The sequence below is a fragment of the Helicobacter mehlei genome, assembly GCF_007280785.1.
Taxonomy (GTDB): domain Bacteria; phylum Campylobacterota; class Campylobacteria; order Campylobacterales; family Helicobacteraceae; genus Helicobacter; species Helicobacter mehlei.
In genome coordinates this window covers 23627-40079 of record NZ_VKGC01000006.1, presented here as the reverse complement: position 1 = coordinate 40079, position 16453 = coordinate 23627, and the positions used below count along the sequence as shown (strand labels likewise).

Genomic DNA, 16453 nt, shown 5'->3' with positions numbered 1-16453 from the left:
CTTTCTGACATGCTTAAAATACGGCAAGCATTATACTACAAAATGTAAATTTTAGGGAACAAAACCCGCTCCAACCTTCCTTTAGAGCCTTAAATCTCAAGGCAGACACCCCCCTTTAAGAGCGATTCAAGCTAGCTACTTGTATGATAGCCCCTCATACTAAGCTTTAAGGGATTTTAAGGGTGCGCGTAGCGATCAATGGGACAGGGCGGATCGGCTTGTGTGCAAGCCGGGTCGTTGGGGCTAGAAAAGACATCGAGTTGGTAGCAATCAACTCCACATGTCCACTAGAAACTTTAATCCACCTTTTGCGCTTTGACTCCTTGCACAAGCACGCGCTAGAAATTGAGCAAGTTGATTCGCAACACATCGCCATTGGACATAGCCGGTATGTCCGGATCTTAAGCGATCGCGATCCCTCCAGACTGGATTTTGGTTTGGCGCAGGTCGTGTTGGAATGCACAGGCAAGTTTAATAGTATGGACCTAGCCCAAGCCCACCTCAAAAACCAAGTCCAACAAGTGGTGATCTCAGCCCCAGCTAACAACACCCCAACCTTTGTCTATGGGGTCAATCACACTGCCTACAACAACCAACCCATTATCTCTAATGCCTCTTGCACCACCAACGCCCTAGCCCCGCTCTTAAAGGTGCTGGATGAAAATTTTGGCGTGCAACATGCTTTGATGACAACAATTCACAGCTACACCAACGATCAAAACCTACTAGACTCCAAGCACAAAGACTTGCGCCGGGCGCGCGCAGCTGCCCTTAATATTATCCCCACAAGCACGGGGGTTAATAAAGCCATTGCCCTAGTCTTGCCTCATTTGGCTGGCAAGATCAGCGGGCTAGCCCTAAGAGTGCCCACCCCCGATGTGAGTTTGGTAGATTTGAGCTTTAGTACACGCACGCCCTTGAGCTTAGAAAAAATCCATGCCAGCATGCATGTAGCCTCTCAAGGCTCCTTACAGGGTGTATTGGGCATTGATGAACACCAATGTGTTTCCAGCGATTTTTTAGGATCGCCCCTAAGCTCCATCTACATCCCCGATCAAACCCTTGTGCTAGGCGAGCACCATGCCAAAATCCTAGCATGGTATGATAATGAAGTGGGTTATAGCCACCGCTTAGTGGATATGGCGCAATACATTCACCAACGCAAAGGACAAGCATGCTAGCGGGCATTAAGAAAATGCAAGAGGTCTTGGGGATTCAGGATGTGGCACTCAAGGATAAACGGGTTTTGATCCGCGTAGATTTTAATGTGCCCTTGGATAAGGATTTTAATATCACTGAGGATACGCGCATGCGTGAGAGTATCCCCACGATCAACTATTGTATCGATAATGGGGCTAAGTCGGTCGTGCTGGTCGGGCATTTGGGGCGGCCTGAGCCCAAGATAGATGGCGAAAAGCAGATTCAATTTTCCTTTAGCCACTTGGTCAAACGCCTAGAGAGGCTTTTAAATAAAGAGGTGCTGTTTGCCCATTCGCTTGAGATGGCGCAGAGTTTGCAAGAACAAGATCACCCCATTATTTTGGTAGAGAATTTGCGCTTTTATAAAGGCGAAAAAAGCAATGACCCTTCTTTTTCCCAAAAGCTAGCGAGTTTGTGCGATGTTTATGTCAATGATGCCTTTGGCACAAGCCATCGCAAACACGCCAGCACTTATGGGATTGCCGGCTATGTGTCTGTGAAGGTGGCAGGCTTCTTGCTCAAAAAAGAGATCAATTCCTTTGCGAAGGCTCTAGCCAACCCGCTTAGACCGGTGCTCTTGATTGTGGGTGGGGCTAAGGTGAGCTCCAAACTCACACTTTTACGCAATATTTTAGATCGCGTAGATAAGGTCATTATCGGCGGGGCGATGAGCAACACTTTTTTAAAGGCACTGGGTTACAATATGCAAGCCTCCTTAGTGGAAGAAGATTTGATTCAAGAGGCTCTAGAGATTTTACAAAAAGCCAAACAAAAGGGTGTGCATATCTATTTGCCCGTGGATGTGGTGAGCACCCCGCACATGGATCATACCGATCAAGTCCAAATCACCCCTGCTCAAGACATCCCACTAAACCATATTGTCGTAGATATTGGTCCTGCCACCTCTAAGCTCTTTTCATTGGTGATTCAAGGGAGTCAAACCATCATTTGGAACGGTCCATTAGGTGTTTATGAAGTGCCTCTTTTTAGCCGAGGTTCGTTTCAGATCGCCCATAGCATTTCCAACACCTATGCCTATTCGCTGATTGGCGGAGGCGACACCATCGATGTTTTGACCCGTGCGGGCGATAAAGATAGTGTGAGTTTTATCTCCACAGGTGGAGGGGCGAGTTTGGAGCTTTTGGAGGGCAAGATTTTAGTCGCCTTTGAGGTTTTGGATCAAAAACAAAATTGGGCCGATCATGATTAATGTTTTTGCCAAAAACAACCACTTAGTGGAGATTGTGGATTTCCACGGCTTTGAATCCTTCCCTTTGGACGAGCAAAATATCTTGTGGTTTGAGCTCATCAACCCCACTGACACCGAATTACAATGCATCGTCCAAAACTACCACATCAACACCAGTCAAGAAGAGCCCGAGAAAAGCGCAATTGCCAAGTATTGGGAGAATAGCACTTCCATTACCATCAATACCTATTCTGTTTATAAAGACACGCCCCTAGCTTTCCATGCCGAGCCGATGACTTATTTTATTTCAGACAACATTTTATTCACCCTTTACAATGGTAGCCTACCCATCTTCGAAGATGTGCAGAAACGAATCCTAGCCAGCCCTAAAAAATTCCAGGATGGCTTTGATATTCTGTCTAAAATTCTAGAGCTTTATTTTGAAAAGGGTGCGGATTATTTGGAGGAGGTCAATCGCGAAACCAGTGCACTTAGAAAACAAATTGTGCTCGAACCTAATATCTGCACCCATGAGGACACCCTCATCACCCTCTCTTTTTTGCAAGAATTTAACATGGAATTGCGCGACTCGCTCTTTGACAAGCGGCGTATCATCACCACCTTGCTAAAAAGCAACAAGGTTGATAATGAGACCAAAAAGGATTTTAATATTATCTTAAAGGATTTTAGCTCCTTGGTAGATTTCAGCACGGCTAATCTCAACGCCCTAGATAATATCCAAAACCTTTTCACCTCTCAAGTCAATGTGGAACAAAACAAAATCATCAAGCTTTTCACCGTGGCGACTATGGCGATGATGCCCCCGACTTTGATTGGCACAATTTATGGCATGAACTTTGAGGTCATGCCCGAATTGCGTTGGGAATTTGGCTACCCCCTAGCCGTGCTCACCATGATCATCTCAACCATTTTGCCTATTCTTTATTTTAAAAAGAAGGGTTGGCTTTAAAGTGCACTCCACAATAACACCCCAAGAACCCCCACGCCTAACAAAAATACACCCATTAGCCCTTTAGTCTTGCGCTTGATCCCCATTGACAACCCACTAACATAGAGCAGGCACAAGAACACCACAAAGATACCCGCAAAGATCAACAAGGCTTTATTAGCCCGACCCTTATGCACTTGCATGATCACCCCCAAAAAGCTACGCTTGGTGAGCGTGATTTCGCTTTTCTCTCCCTTGGTTACCAAACTGGCTTCATAAGCGGGTGTGCCAATGACCAAAGCCCCTCTGAATTTTCTGGCTTCAATTTTAGAGGGCAAGGCCTGTTTGTCTTTTAAAAAGGCGATCAAAAAATCTAATTCTTGTTGGGTTGCCACCGCTGGCACGCTCCATTTGCTAATCTGGGCTCCGGTATTGGAGTTAAAACCCAAATAATACGCCCCCCCGCTCACCACAAAGAGCAAGACCATTGGTAGGAAAAAGACACTCGCATACGCATGGAAGGCATAGGCTATACCCACAGAGGATTTGCGTTTCATCTAATGATGTGGCTGGCAAATTTAGAAAAATTATCCAAAATTAATCCGCCCTTTCTAAAGCCCAATCCACACGCCTCGTAGGCAAAAAAGACATTGGGTTGGTAATAAAACTCCCCGTCTTTATTGAGCTCGTAATATTCTTGGTAAATGGGTTTGTGGTTGCCATAAACCCCCTCACTTTGCTTTAAAACCTGCCCATTAGCACCTAAAATTGCTACATTTGCCCCCTCTCGACCAAAGGCGACCTTTTTAACCTGTTTTTTATTACTAAGGGGCTCATAGCTTGTTTGTAACAATAAGGGGTGGTTGGGGTAGCGATCCCAAAGTACTTTTAAAAAACGTTTGCTTTGGAAGAGCAGAGTATAAGCCGGGTTTAAAAAGATCGTGTTTTGATTCTCCATCATGGTTTGCATGATGACAGCTAGCTCGGGTTCATCAATGGCAATATTCTCCCAAGGCACAAGCTTAAACAAGTATTCGTAATTCACGCCCCCAAAAAACACGCCCCGATCCTTGTCAAACTGCACCTCATCGATATAGGCAAAGTTGGTTTCAAAACCTGCACTTCTGGCCGCATCTTCTAAAAATTTCGTGGTGCGTTCCTCCTCGCTACTCCCCTTAATGCTAGAAAAGAGAATCTTCCAGCCCTCATACATGTTTTCAAATGCGCTTGTATCCTCATCTAAAGTAACTAAACGCTTAAAATTCTCCGTCAAGGACTCATGGATGTTGTTAAATTGCAAGTCCGCATCGTAGCCATTGTATTTGAGTAACGCCCATTGCACCACTGCGCTTTCATAGAGCATCGTAGGTGTGTCCGCATTAAACTCCAATAATTTAATGGGCTTGCCATCTAACCCCCCCGCCAAATCAAAACGCCCATAAATATGCCAATGCACCTCATTTTCCCAACTCTGTTTGATCAAGGGCACAATGCTATTAGGGATATCCAACTCAAAAAAGCGCCCTTCATCAATAATCACTTGTCCGGTTTCTACAAACATCTCATAAAGCTCATTGCACGCCTCATAGTAGGCATCGGCTTCTTTTTGGCTCACCACCACCAAATCTTGGCTGATATAAGGGCTGTTATCCGTATCTGTGTGCCACTCTAGCCCGATTTCCTCTAGGGCTTGCTGGCTCAAAGGGTCTAAAGTTTTAACTTGCATGAATCCTCCTTAAGAACTTGCACTGGGAGTATGGGGAGCACCACCAGCATGGGGCGTGCTCGATGAAGGTTTAAAAAATCCGCTCTTGCCTGCACTAGATGCGGGTGCGCCCGCTGGGCTTGAGGGGCTTTTAAAAGTATTTTGGCTTCTTTGATAGGCTTGTGGGGAGGTGTAATTTCTCTGGGCATTTTGGTTGTAATTGGGGTTGTTAAAAAGCTTGTTGCCAATATAGCTCCCCAAAATCGCCCCCGCGGCACTGCCCAAGATTGCTGCCCCAATGCCAAGCCCCGATCCCCCGCCCTCACTAGCCGGCTTTGTTAGCTGGCTGGTGCCCTGATCGATCTTAGTTTCCTCGTCCTTAATGAGCTTCTGGATTTCCTCATCACTGAGCATGCGCTCCTTGCCCTGCAGATCCCGCACGACAACCCGTGTTTTGTCACTAGGATATTCTTCTGCGACCTTATAACTTTTGTCTGCTTGCTCTTGCAAGATCACAAATGCCCCCTTTTTTAAGGCGTTGCTGGTGTTACTCTGCTCGCTGGGTTTTTGCTCGTGGCTATTATGATCTGAGCTATTACAGCCCGCCAAAGTTACCACCACCACCGCACTCAACCCTCCCACGATCGCATAATCTGCAATTTTTCTAAATGGCCGTCTCATCATGATCCTTTCTGCAAAACTACATAATAGCATGTTTTGACTAAGCAAGGACACAGCGAGAAATCTAAAAATTCACCACATAATTGGCAAAGATGGCAATCACCCGCCTAAAGCTTAAGTTCATGGTTGGGTTGTCTTTATTGGTAAAATAGGGCGTGTTGATGACAGGAACACGCAACCCCACTTCAAACCCGTTATGCTTACTAAAATTGCCACGCACCCCAAAATTAAAGGCAAATTGCACGAAACTAGGCGAGTAATGCGCCTTACTCCCCAATTTTCTAGCCAGTTGTGCATAAGAATCCGTGGTGTTGCATGTGATTGTCCCCGCACTATCGCTGACCACATAATCCATGGCCGGGCATGCCTTATTGTTCCCCAAAAGCCACGAGGTCCCCCCCAACATCACGCCTCCAAAGACTCCAAAAGAGCGGTCTTTGCCATCAAAAAAGTTAATGAGCGCATCGATGCCCGCACCATAAAATAAATCTGCCATCCCCCCATTGCGGATCGTGTAGCTTGTAGTCGTGCCATCGGCGTTATTTTTGTAACCATATGGGTAGCTATAACGCCCCCCTTGCGCGCTGAACATCACATAGTAGCGCAGACCAAAGCGTTTTTTCTTGCCAAAAAATTGTTTGTAACCTAGCTGGAGATTGCCCCCAAAAAGGCTACCCGATATGGCATCGGTTGTTGCGGTTTGGGCAGAAGGAACAGGGCTGGCAAAAACTTGAGTCTTCCCCTCTGAGCTCATATAAGAATATTGGAAACCTAAAGCAAAATACCCGCTATTGCGTTCCGCACCCAAAGGGTTAGTTAGGCATGCCAGAATACTGAAACCCAATAGAGAATGCTTAAGGTTTTTGGTTATTGTAATCAAAAAAAGCTCCTTAAAAAAGCAAAAATAATAAAAAATGATTAAAAATAACAATAACATAATTCTAATAGACTTTGCCTAATTTGTCAAGGGTGATTAGGGTGTAGCTTATGGATTTTTAAGCATGCCAAATTTTGGGGTGGTAATGAGATTGCCCTTGTTGGACACGCCCGATGATCCGCAGTTTTAAGCGGTGTTTTTGGGCGAGTCGGTAGGCTTTAAGTTTGTGCTTGGGGGCTAGGCATAAGAGCATTTCATACTCTTCGCCACTCAAAAAGGCGCGTTTGTGGGGTGGGTATAGGGGGTTATTGATCTTAAAGGCTAGGCGGTTGGTTTTAGATAAGCGGTTGCACTCGGCAAAGAGTCCATCAGAAATATCCATGCCCACATGCAAGATGGATCGCGCCTCTTGCATAAAACGCGCACAGGCTTTTAATTTGGGGGCGTAAAATTTAGAGTGACTAGAAACTTTCCCCCCTCTTAAGAGCGTGTGCAGAGCTTGATAACTACTGCCTAGCGTGCCAGTATGCATGATCAAATCCCCCTTGCGTGCCCCAACTCGATACAAGGGCTTAGGCGTGTAGGCTAGCAAACTCACACTCAGGCTTAGGGTTTGCCCCACAATAGTATCCCCTCCGATCACACGCACGCCAAATTCCACGCAAGCACGTCCAATTCCCTTGATGAGTGCCCTAATCTCAGCAGGTGTGATCTTTTTGGGCAAAGTTACACCCAGAAGCGCATATTGGGGCACAGCCCCCATACTAATCGCATCAGAGATATTCACCATCAAGGCTTTATAACCCACCTGCTCGCAACCAAACCATTCTCTTTTAAAATGCACGCCCTCGCTAAAGAGATCCAACACCATAACCAAATTTTTAGGCAGGTTAGCTAACACCACGCCATCATCGCCAATTCCTTGCGTGATCGCGCTTTTTTGCAGAGTCTCTAAAAAATAACGCTCAATGTCCAAGTTTAAGCTAATTGCATGCTCATATCCACCCACACCGCTTGGTGGATCAACGCCCCACTGCTGATCGCATCCACCCCGCTTTGCGCATAAGCGCGCACGCTCTCTTGGGTAATGTTTCCGCTAGCCTCTAAAAGCACCAAAGGGTAATGCGCATTTCTAAAGGCAACCACCTCTTTTATCTCTTTGACACTCATATTATCACACATGATAATATCTGCCCCCAATGTCATGATCTCTTGTGCCATCGCCACGCTACTGCATTCAATTTCAATTTTGGCTGTCCATGGAATGCCGGCGCGTGCTTTTTGCATAAAGTCTTTGAGATCGCCAATGTGGGCTAAATGCGTATCTTTAAGCATGAGGGCATCATCTAAGCCCATGCGGTGATTTCTAGCCCCCCCATTACGCACCGAATACTTTTCAAACACCCGCAAAAGGGGGCGAGTCTTGCGGGTATCCAAAAGTTGTATGGGCAAATCTTGAATGAGTTTCATATAGCGTGCGGTTTGGGTGGCAATTCCGCTGGAGTGTTGCAAGATATTTAAGATCACCCGCTCCAATTTTAAGAGTAAGGCAAAATCGCCTCGCAACTCTAAAATCACTTGTTGGGGGCTAAAGGCTTGGGCATCATGAATATGCCAAGTGCCCCTGATCCCCATCCACTCCAAGAGGGCTTGTACATAGAGTTGCCCGGATAACACCCCCGCCCCCTTAGCTAGCACGCATGCTTGCACCTCTAGGGGTGGGGCTAGGCGTTCAAACAAATCCCCCGATCCCAAATCCTCTTGCAAACACGCCTTTAAAAAGTCTAAAATCTGTGTGTCTTTCATGAGAGCTCCAGCATGCGATCTAATGCCACTTTCGCCCACTTGGCAACCTCAGTATCCACTTCGATACGGTTATAAGCGCGGTGGTTTTTATAGGCTTTCAACACCTCAAAGAGATCGCCCAAAGTGGTTTCATTCATGGTCGGGCATTCTGGCAGGGTGCTGGAGAGCACATAGGTATTTTGTGCGCGTAGCCGTTTGACTAAATTAAACTCCGTGCCCACAGCGACCTTTTGTTCTAAGGGCAAGGAACGCACAAATTGGATAATTTGGCTAGTTGAACCCACAAAGTCGGCTAACTCCACTACACTAGGATCGCACTCTGGATGCACCACGACTAAAATATCGGGGTATTTTTCTCTAAAAAAAGCCACATCGCTAGGCTTAAAGAGTTGGTGCACAGCACAAAAGCCATTATAACAGATCACATCGGCTCGTAAAATTTGCTCGGGGCTATCTAGTCCTAAAAGGGCACTTTTGAGATTATGGGCGCGCGCTAAATTCATCCCCAAACAACGATCGGGCAAGAAAAAGATTTTTTGCCCCTTTTTTTGGGCATAATCAAAGATTTTAGAGGCGTTCGCACTGGTGCAAACCAGCCCCCCCATCGCGCCGACTTTGGCTTTTACTCCCGCACTGGAATTAATGTAGGTGATGGGTAAGACATCGTGGATGCCTAATCTTTGGAGCATTTGCATGCTTTGATCAAAATAGCTACTATCAATCATTCTAGCCATCGAACAACAAGCCAACTTGGGCATGATGACCTCTTTTTGGGGGGCTAAAATTTTCACACTCTCGCCCATAAAACCCACCCCGCAAAAGACGATGAGGTTTTGGGGGCTAGCACTCGCCCGTCTAGCCAACTCTAGGCTATCGCCCGTGATCTGGGCTAGTGCGATAATTTCATCTTTTTGGTAAAAATGCGCCACTAAAAGCGCATCTAGATCGCCAAGCAACTTTTGCACGCTTTGGGCTAAATCTTGCATGGTTTAACCTCAATTCAAGGTAGCAATGTTGGTGCCATAGAGCACTTTTTGACCCACTAAGGGTAGGGGCGTGCTGTGTGCTACAAAAAGCACAATGCTAGAACCCATCTCAAAACGCCCTAACTCTGCCCCCTTTTCTAGCACAATGGGCGGATCGTAGTGGTAAATTTGGGGTTTGGGGTGGATTTTGGCGTTGGTTTGGATATTGGGGTCAAAGTTGAGCACAATCTGCCCCACATTGAGCGCCCCTATAGCCACAAAATAGAGCAAAAAGCCCCGATCGTCTTGGGCGATCACCACCACCCGTTCGTTACGCACAAAAACATTAGAATGTTTGTTTAAGGCGCGTTGCCCTACACTCAAAAGCTCCCCGCAAAAGTGGCGCGCCTCTAGGATTTTGAGATTACAAGGGGCGTGGAAGCGGTGGTAATCTTTGGGGGAGAGGTAGAAGTTAAAAAAGTGGTAATGCTCCTCTAGGGGCCGATCTAGTCCTAAGAGTTCATAGACACTATAAGCCATACCTTTAATTTGCAAGGCTTGTTGGTGTTGCACAAGCCCACAAGCGGTGATTATACTATCACTGGGTGCATTTAAGATTTGGGGATTGGTATCTAGGGGTCTGGGGGTTTGCAGGGCACGGGTGAAGAGGGCATTTAGGGTGGTGTAGGACTCTAGGGGTGCAAAGCCGTTTAGATCGATGTTAAACAAACGCACATAAACACGGTTGATCACCTTTTGCACGGGTGTGGGGAAGGCGTGGCGGGCAAACTTGCCAAAGAGCCTTGATAAAGTATTGCTATTTCCCATGTTAAATATCCGCCAGCTTTAAGATAAACTCGATCTGCCCCTTGCTACTACGCAACTCCTTAGCGATTGAATCCACGCTCCAGCCCTCTTTGTACATCTTAATGACCTTTTTTTCATCAATATCATCATTGCTGGGCGTGAAGTGCCCCAATTCTTTGAATTTGTTTTCTAAAACAATAATCTTTTCTTCCAAATAATCCCGTTCTTTGTGGATGCTATCTTGGATTTCTTGGAGATGGTTGTAAAGATTAGACAAACTCGCATTGAGGTTATCATTGACTGCATCTTTCACGCTCGCGCTCATGCTAGAGGCGTTAAACTCGGCTTGTAACTCGCTCTCTTGAATCCACTTGCGGATTTTATAAATTTCTTGGTTGATCGCATCTAGGGCTTTCTCAAGCTGTTTGGTCTTGTTGGCAAACTCTTTATCCTTGATATAACTATAAGCTATCAAGCAAGCAAAAACCAAAACCACCACCCCGCCGATGATCCATATTAACACATCAAAACTTAATTGCATGCGCGCCCTTTAATCCGCTTTTTTTAAACTTTCTAATTCTCTTTTGGCAATGAAACCATCAAAATCTTTCACATCTCTGGGGTGCATGCGTGTGATGTGCAACAAGTGCAAATCAAAAGCCCTTGCTATGAGGGGGATACGTTTGTAGGGCATGTGGGGGAGTTTAAAGCGCATGTAGTAAGTTTGGGAGGGCTCAAAACCAGCCTTAGTCGTGCCCAAAATGCCATGCCCTAAAACCTCCAAAGTGCTTTGGGACTCTAAGGGCAAATAGGCGATCTGTTGCTCGCTCATCATTTGTTCTAGATGGTTGAGTTTGGCATAAATCTCAGAAAGAGCCCTTAAGATCACATCCTCGCGATCCTTGCCATAGAAAACTTCCCAATCGGGGGCTTGGATCGCATCTGAAGAACCCAAACTTTCATATTCGCTTGCATGCACCTCTTGATAGGGCGCGTATTCTATGGGCAATGAGCAAGCCACTAAACGGGTAAAATGTCCATGTTGGTTGCAAAGTTGCTTAAAGTGCCCCAAATCCAAGCCACACACTCCGATCGATGAGGATAAAGATCAAAAACACCACCCCCAAATATCCATTAAACACAAAAAAGGCTTTGGGGATATTTTCAAAATCCTTAAATACCAGCCATTGCTCATAGAGTAAAATCCCCAAATTCACCAACACCCCCACATACGCCACCACTCCCAAATGCGCACTATAAACAAACCCCACCCAGCACAACACCGCCAAAAGATGGCTTAAGCGTGAGAGCCAAAGGGTTTTTTGCGCTCCAAAGATGGCGGGCACAGAGTATAACCCCTCTTGCTTGTCAAATTCCATATCTTGCAAGGAATAGAGCAGATCAAAACCTGCCACCCAAAAGACCACCCCCAAAGCTAGCCACACACTCCACAAGGGCACAGACCCCAAGATTGCCACCACGCCCGCAATAGGGGCTAGCCCCAAACACACACCCAGCACCCAGTGCGCATAATAGCTAAAACGCTTCATGTAAGAATACCCCCCCAAGATCAACAAAAAGAAAAAGGAGAGTTTGAAGGCAAGAGCATTGATGGCATAGCTCACCCCCACAAAAAGCAGAGCATTAGCTACACAAAAAACTAGCTGGGAGAAAATACCCAAGCTCCCATTTACGCTGGGGCGATCCTTGGTGCGTGCATTCTTACGATCAAATTTGCGGTCTACTAGGCGGTTAAAGCCCATCGCAAAATTGCGCGCGCTTAGCAGAGCCAAGCTACACAAAAGCAAGAGCCAAAGCCCCTTTCCAAAACCCACATGTGCTTGTGCCCATGCCACCACGATGGCTATCAAAATGAACATGCCAGAAAAAATGGTGTGCTCAATGGCGACTAACGCACCAAAGAGCTTGAGTTTACCCCACATGCTAGCCTTTCTAAAAATCCCTATTCTAGCATAAAAATCAATAAAGCGCACGCAGGGCTAAGAGAGCAAAGACTCCCAAACCCACCACATAAAGCCCGATATAAGCCCACTTATAACGCATGGCTAACAAAGAGAGACTCACATAGAGCCCCAAGAGCCACTTAGGGGTAAGGTAGTCCAAAGTGGGGATGTGCCACTCTAGGGCTTTAAGCAAGTAAGGATCAAATACGCCCCCCAAGCCTAGAGTATGCAAGATGAGAGTTAGGGGGAAAAAGATCACAAAGACAAAGGCTAATAAGATCGCACTGAGTTGGTAGAGGCTAAAGGGGCTAAAGAAGGCATGCACGATGGGGAGCATGTGGAGGAAAATCGTGCTATTAAACAAGAGTGCATAGAGCCAAACGGGCATTTTGGGCGTGTATTTGATGAAAAGAAAAATATAGAATACCCCGCTCACCGACAAAATGAAGCCGATATGGCGGATTAGGTTTGGGAAGAGGGCTAAACCCACCAGCACCACCAATAACAAAAACGCAAAGCTCAACAATTCCACCCCGCTAAAAAAGAGCACAAACGCCCCCACAGCCATCACAAAAGCGCGCAAAAATGAGGGTTGGAAGTCCAAGAGCACCAAATAAACCCCCATAACAAGCAACACCAGCACGCCCAAATCATAGGTGCGGTTGCGGTGGGGGAAGTGGCGTTGTTGCAAAAAAGTATAGGGGATTTTAAAGAGGGCATAAAAAAAGGCACTGAGGATTCCCAAGTGAAACCCGCTAATGGCGATGATGTGGCTCAAGCCTAGCCCTACGCTCACCTTGCGGGTGCGTGCATCTAAAGAATCGGCTAGAAATAAAGTGTTGTAGAAGTTGCCCATCAGCGGGTTTAGGTGTTGGGCGTTAATAGAGGTGCGTAGTGGGTTTTTATAATCTTTAGAAGGGCTTAGGGCAAGATAAAAGGTGTGGAAATAACAGCTTTTTAAAAATTCCCAAAAGGAACATTTTGCCATCTTGCCATAGACTTGCACAAAAGCATAGGTCAAGTCCTTGATGTCCTCTTTGCTGGTGGTGAAAAAGAGATTGCCATGCTGGTCTTTGAGCTTGAGGACATAATAGGGCTGGGGACCCTTGGCATATTGTAAGATCACTTGAGCATGCATTCTTAGGGGTTTTTTGCCTAAAAATGTTTGGTATTGGGTGTATTTATAGCCCAGTGAAAGGGCAAGGAGAGTGAGCAAGATAAGGCACACCCCCAAGCAATCGCGCTTAGTTTGTAAGAGGGGCTGGACTAAAGAATGTGTTTTCAGCGGTGGTTGATGGGTACAAGGGTCATGGACTCTTTAGAGGCATGTTCGGGCACATCGGCAGGCTCTAACATGCTTGGCGTATTTGTTTCGGGCACGGAGACAAACTCCAACATGTTAGGCATGGTCGTCTCGAGATCATAAGAAGGCTCTGGCTTTGGCATACCCGACATGGTCGTTTCGGGCACATTGGACATGTTGGTGGGTTTTTGATCGCCCTCTTGCTCAATGCGATCTTCAAAACGGGTATAAGCCTTATTAAAGCCCACTTTAATCGTCCCAATGCTCCCATTCCTATTTTTAGCCAAAATGATCTCGGCATCTTCTACTCCATTGTTTCGCCCAAACTCCAACTTACCCTCCTCGCTAAATTGTTTCTCTAGCTTTTTAACTTCCTCAGTTTTGCCCTCTTTGCGCATTTTGGCTAGCAGATCGTTTTGGGCGCGTTTTTTATAGATTGCATCGCGGTATAAAAATAAAACTTGATCGGCATCTTGCTCAATCGCTCCACTCTCTTTGAGATCGGATAGAATAGGGCGTTTATCTTCACGACTTTCCAAGGCGCGGTTGAGCTGGGATAAGGCAACCATGGGAATATCTAGCTCTCTGGCCAAAGTCTTAAGTCCCCTAGAGATTTCGGCAACTTGCTCGTGGCGTTTGAGTTCGCCACGATCCCCGCTCATCAGTTGCAAATAATCCACAATGGCAATGGCAATCTCGGGGTGCTGGTTTTTAAGCTGGCGCAATTTGGAACGTACATGTTGGATGGTCAAAACACTGCTATCATCAATGAACAAGGGCTTTTGGGCGATGTTTTGCGCGCTCCTAGAGAGATTCTCCCAAGCAGGGTCTGTCAAATTCCCCATTTTGAGGTCATGCAGGTGCAAAATAGACAATGAGGAGAGGAGGCGCATCATCAACTGCTCCCCGCTCATCTCCATGCTAAAGATCGCCACGCCTTGGTTGTGGGCTAGGGTGGTTTGGGCGATATTGAGCACAAAGCTTGTTTTACCCATAGAGGGTCTAGCCCCAATGACCACCAAATCCCCCTTTTGAAACCCCCCCGTGTATTCGTTGAGCTGGTGGAAACCCGTATCCAAACCCGTAACTTTGTTGTTGCCCCGTAGTTTGGCTTCTTCAATCATCTTCAGGGTGTTATAAACAATCTCTGTAACGGGTCTAAAACTCTTCTTGGCATCCTGCATGGAGATTTGATAAAGGGCGCGCTCCACCTCATCTAAGATCATGGAACTTGGCTTGTCTTGGGAACATTGCTCTCTAATCTCAATGCTGAGTTGCAACAAGCGTCTGTGGATTGCGGCTTCTTGAATGGCGCGGATATAAGCCTCTAGGTTGGCAATGGGAGAAGTTGCTATGATTTGGGCTAACGCCTCCCGATGCGTTTGGTGGTTGGCGTGTTTGAGCAACTCTTTATCTAAAAAAGACGCATCAACGGGCTTTTTGGCGTCATAAAGCGTGCCACAGAGGTTAAAAAGAAGGCGGTGGCTGGGATAAAAAAAGTCATCGGGCTTGAGTATCGAGGCAAAATCTTCGTATTTATTGCCCTCCAAAAGAGCTGAAAACACCGCCCTTTCCATCATGATTAAATTCTCTTGGGAAGTGTTTGTGTAGGTCATTAGGCTAACTCTTTTAGGTGCTTGATGAGTTCCAAGGGCGTGAGGGCAAAGGAACAAAAATCTTGAGCCACTAGGGCATGCGCAAGGCTAGCATGGATACTAGCATCCAATAAACTATAACCCTGTGCCAATAGTGCAGCGATCATGCCACTGAGCACATCCCCACTCCCAGCCTTAGCCAACGCGCTACTGCCTAGCGTATTAATGTGGATATGCCCATTGTAGGCGATGAACACATTTGCCCCTTTTAAGAGCAAGACCACATGCGGGTAGGCTTGGCTAAAGGCTAGGGCATAATCCAGTTTAGCCTGCAATAACTCTGGCATGCTCACTTCAAAGCCCACCATGTGCAAGAGGGATAAAAACTCTTTGGGATGGGGGGTGAGCACCAAATCATAGGGCAACTCTAATAAATCCTTTAACAAGGGGCGATAAAACATGTCCGCATCGATCACACATGGACCTTGTTGGAGCATTTGCTCCAAGCAACTAGGTACGCTCTGCCCTAAGCCCATGCCAATGGCAAAGGCATTAGCTTGTGGCAACACATCTGAGGCATACATGATTTCTAGGGGCTTGCTATTCTTTAGCGACCCATCGCCCACAATGCTCACCATCCCTGCTCCAAAAGCTAAAGCACTTTGGGCACTGAGTAAGCCCGCTCCACTTTGCTCGCCTACAAACACGCACACATGCCCAAAATACCCCTTATGCGTGTTCTGCTTGACTCGCAGGGGCAGGCATAGATCGCTTTTCTCCAGCAAAAAAAGCGGGCTTTCAATCTCATAGAGTCCACGCCCCACGCCCAAATCCCCCACAACCACCTCGCCCACAAAGTCCTTAGCTACATCGCTAAAAAGAGCCAGCCCCAAAGCCCCCATGCTCACACTCACATCTGCCCTAAAGGCTACAGAATCCACGCACCCCTTAGAGTCTATCCCGCTAGGCACATCACAAGCCAGTTTAAGCCCCTCTAAGGCGTTCATTTGTGTGATGAGTTCTTGATCTTCTGGGCTCAAATCCCCCTTAAAGCCCGACCCAAAGAGGCAATCTACCAACACAGCGCAGGGTTGCAAGCCCAAAACCATTTCCACTTGAGTGGCTAGAGCACGCTGGTATTGGATTTGGCATAGAGTGCTTTTAGGGGTTTTGGGGGCATAGACACGCACGCCATAACCACTCCCCTTGAGCTGGCGCGCCAAAGCATACCCATCGCCCCCATTATCCCCGCCCCCACACACGATCAATACCTCTTGAGGGGCTTTAGCCCGCGCTAAAATCACCTGCTTTAAGGCATTGGCAGCATTTTCCATCAGTAGCTGATCGCTTAAGCCATAGAGCACCTGCGCGCGGTTGTCTAGCTCCCTTTTATCCAGAAAAATTGGTTGCAC

At 46.7% G+C, this 16453-nt stretch carries 17 protein-coding genes; 3 read left to right on the top strand and 14 right to left on the bottom strand.

The annotated features are described in order from the left end of the window. The first annotated feature begins 182 nt into the window (after positions 1-182). Genes gap through corA form a run of 3 tightly spaced genes read left to right on the top strand, consistent with a single transcriptional unit; the run spans position 183 to position 3359 of the window. Positions 183-1181 carry a type I glyceraldehyde-3-phosphate dehydrogenase gene (gene gap / locus FNE76_RS03645; RefSeq protein ID WP_120947611.1) on the top strand — a complete coding sequence of 333 codons (999 nt, stop codon included), beginning with the start codon at positions 183-185 and terminating at the stop codon, positions 1179-1181. Next, positions 1175-2410 carry a phosphoglycerate kinase gene (locus FNE76_RS03640; protein ID WP_120947609.1) on the top strand — a complete coding sequence of 412 codons (1236 nt, stop codon included), beginning with the start codon at positions 1175-1177 and terminating at the stop codon, positions 2408-2410. Before gap ends, FNE76_RS03640 begins: the two co-directional genes overlap by 7 nt. Then, positions 2403-3359, top strand: coding sequence for a magnesium/cobalt transporter CorA (corA, locus tag FNE76_RS03635; RefSeq protein WP_120947607.1), 957 nt, complete (start codon positions 2403-2405; stop codon positions 3357-3359). Before FNE76_RS03640 ends, corA begins: the two co-directional genes overlap by 8 nt. Here corA and FNE76_RS03630 read toward each other — a convergent pair. From FNE76_RS03630 to FNE76_RS03565, 14 genes are all read right to left on the bottom strand, one after another. After that, positions 3356-3895, bottom strand: a complete 540-nt coding sequence (locus FNE76_RS03630) for a hypothetical protein (protein ID WP_120947605.1) — start codon at positions 3893-3895, stop codon at positions 3356-3358. The genes corA and FNE76_RS03630 overlap by 4 nt on opposite strands. Further along, a complete protein-coding gene (locus FNE76_RS03625; protein ID WP_120947603.1) occupies positions 3892-5064 on the bottom strand; it encodes a glutathionylspermidine synthase family protein in 1173 nt (390 codons plus the stop codon). The genes FNE76_RS03630 and FNE76_RS03625 overlap by 4 nt, the downstream gene beginning before the upstream one ends. 9 nt (positions 5065-5073) lie before the next feature. Beyond that, a complete protein-coding gene (locus FNE76_RS03620; protein WP_120947601.1) occupies positions 5074-5724 on the bottom strand; it encodes a UPF0323 family lipoprotein in 651 nt (216 codons plus the stop codon). A 64-nt stretch (positions 5725-5788) separates the two neighbouring features. Then, positions 5789-6604, bottom strand: coding sequence for an outer membrane protein (locus tag FNE76_RS03615; protein WP_235852181.1), 816 nt, complete (start codon positions 6602-6604; stop codon positions 5789-5791). Positions 6605-6719: 115 nt separating this feature from the next. Then, complete coding sequence (locus tag FNE76_RS03610; protein WP_235852180.1) at positions 6720-7610, bottom strand: thiamine-phosphate kinase; 891 nt, start codon at positions 7608-7610, stop codon at positions 6720-6722. Next, positions 7580-8407 (bottom strand): carboxylating nicotinate-nucleotide diphosphorylase, encoded by an 828-nt coding sequence (nadC, locus tag FNE76_RS03605; RefSeq protein ID WP_120947597.1) that lies wholly within the window; start codon positions 8405-8407, stop codon positions 7580-7582. The genes FNE76_RS03610 and nadC overlap by 31 nt, the downstream gene beginning before the upstream one ends. Further along, entirely contained in the window at positions 8404-9393 is a 990-nt protein-coding gene (gene nadA, locus FNE76_RS03600) for a quinolinate synthase NadA (protein WP_120947595.1), read from the bottom strand. The genes nadC and nadA overlap by 4 nt, the downstream gene beginning before the upstream one ends. A 9-nt stretch (positions 9394-9402) precedes the next feature. Continuing rightward, entirely contained in the window at positions 9403-10200 is a 798-nt protein-coding gene (locus FNE76_RS03595; protein WP_120947594.1) for a phosphatidylserine decarboxylase, read from the bottom strand. Position 10201: 1 nt separating this feature from the next. Next, the gene (locus FNE76_RS03590) at positions 10202-10720 is read right to left on the bottom strand and encodes a helix-turn-helix domain-containing protein (RefSeq protein ID WP_120947592.1); all 519 of its coding nucleotides are present in this window, start codon (positions 10718-10720) and stop codon (positions 10202-10204) included. Between the two features lie 9 nt (positions 10721-10729). After that, on the bottom strand, positions 10730-11257 hold the full coding sequence (locus FNE76_RS03585; RefSeq protein WP_235852179.1) for a hypothetical protein: 528 nt from the start codon (positions 11255-11257) through the stop codon (positions 10730-10732). Then, positions 11238-12122 carry a menaquinone biosynthesis prenyltransferase MqnP gene (gene mqnP, locus FNE76_RS03580; RefSeq protein ID WP_120947817.1) on the bottom strand — a complete coding sequence of 295 codons (885 nt, stop codon included), beginning with the start codon at positions 12120-12122 and terminating at the stop codon, positions 11238-11240. The genes FNE76_RS03585 and mqnP overlap by 20 nt, the downstream gene beginning before the upstream one ends. A gap of 37 nt (positions 12123-12159) precedes the next feature. Next, complete coding sequence (locus FNE76_RS03575; RefSeq protein ID WP_235852178.1) at positions 12160-13359, bottom strand: ComEC/Rec2 family competence protein; 1200 nt, start codon at positions 13357-13359, stop codon at positions 12160-12162. 65 nt (positions 13360-13424) lie between these two features. Continuing rightward, positions 13425-15062 carry a replicative DNA helicase gene (dnaB, locus tag FNE76_RS03570; RefSeq protein ID WP_120947588.1) on the bottom strand — a complete coding sequence of 546 codons (1638 nt, stop codon included), beginning with the start codon at positions 15060-15062 and terminating at the stop codon, positions 13425-13427. Next, on the bottom strand, positions 15062-16453 hold the full coding sequence (locus FNE76_RS03565; protein WP_120947586.1) for an NAD(P)H-hydrate dehydratase: 1392 nt from the start codon (positions 16451-16453) through the stop codon (positions 15062-15064). Before FNE76_RS03565 ends, dnaB begins: the two co-directional genes overlap by 1 nt.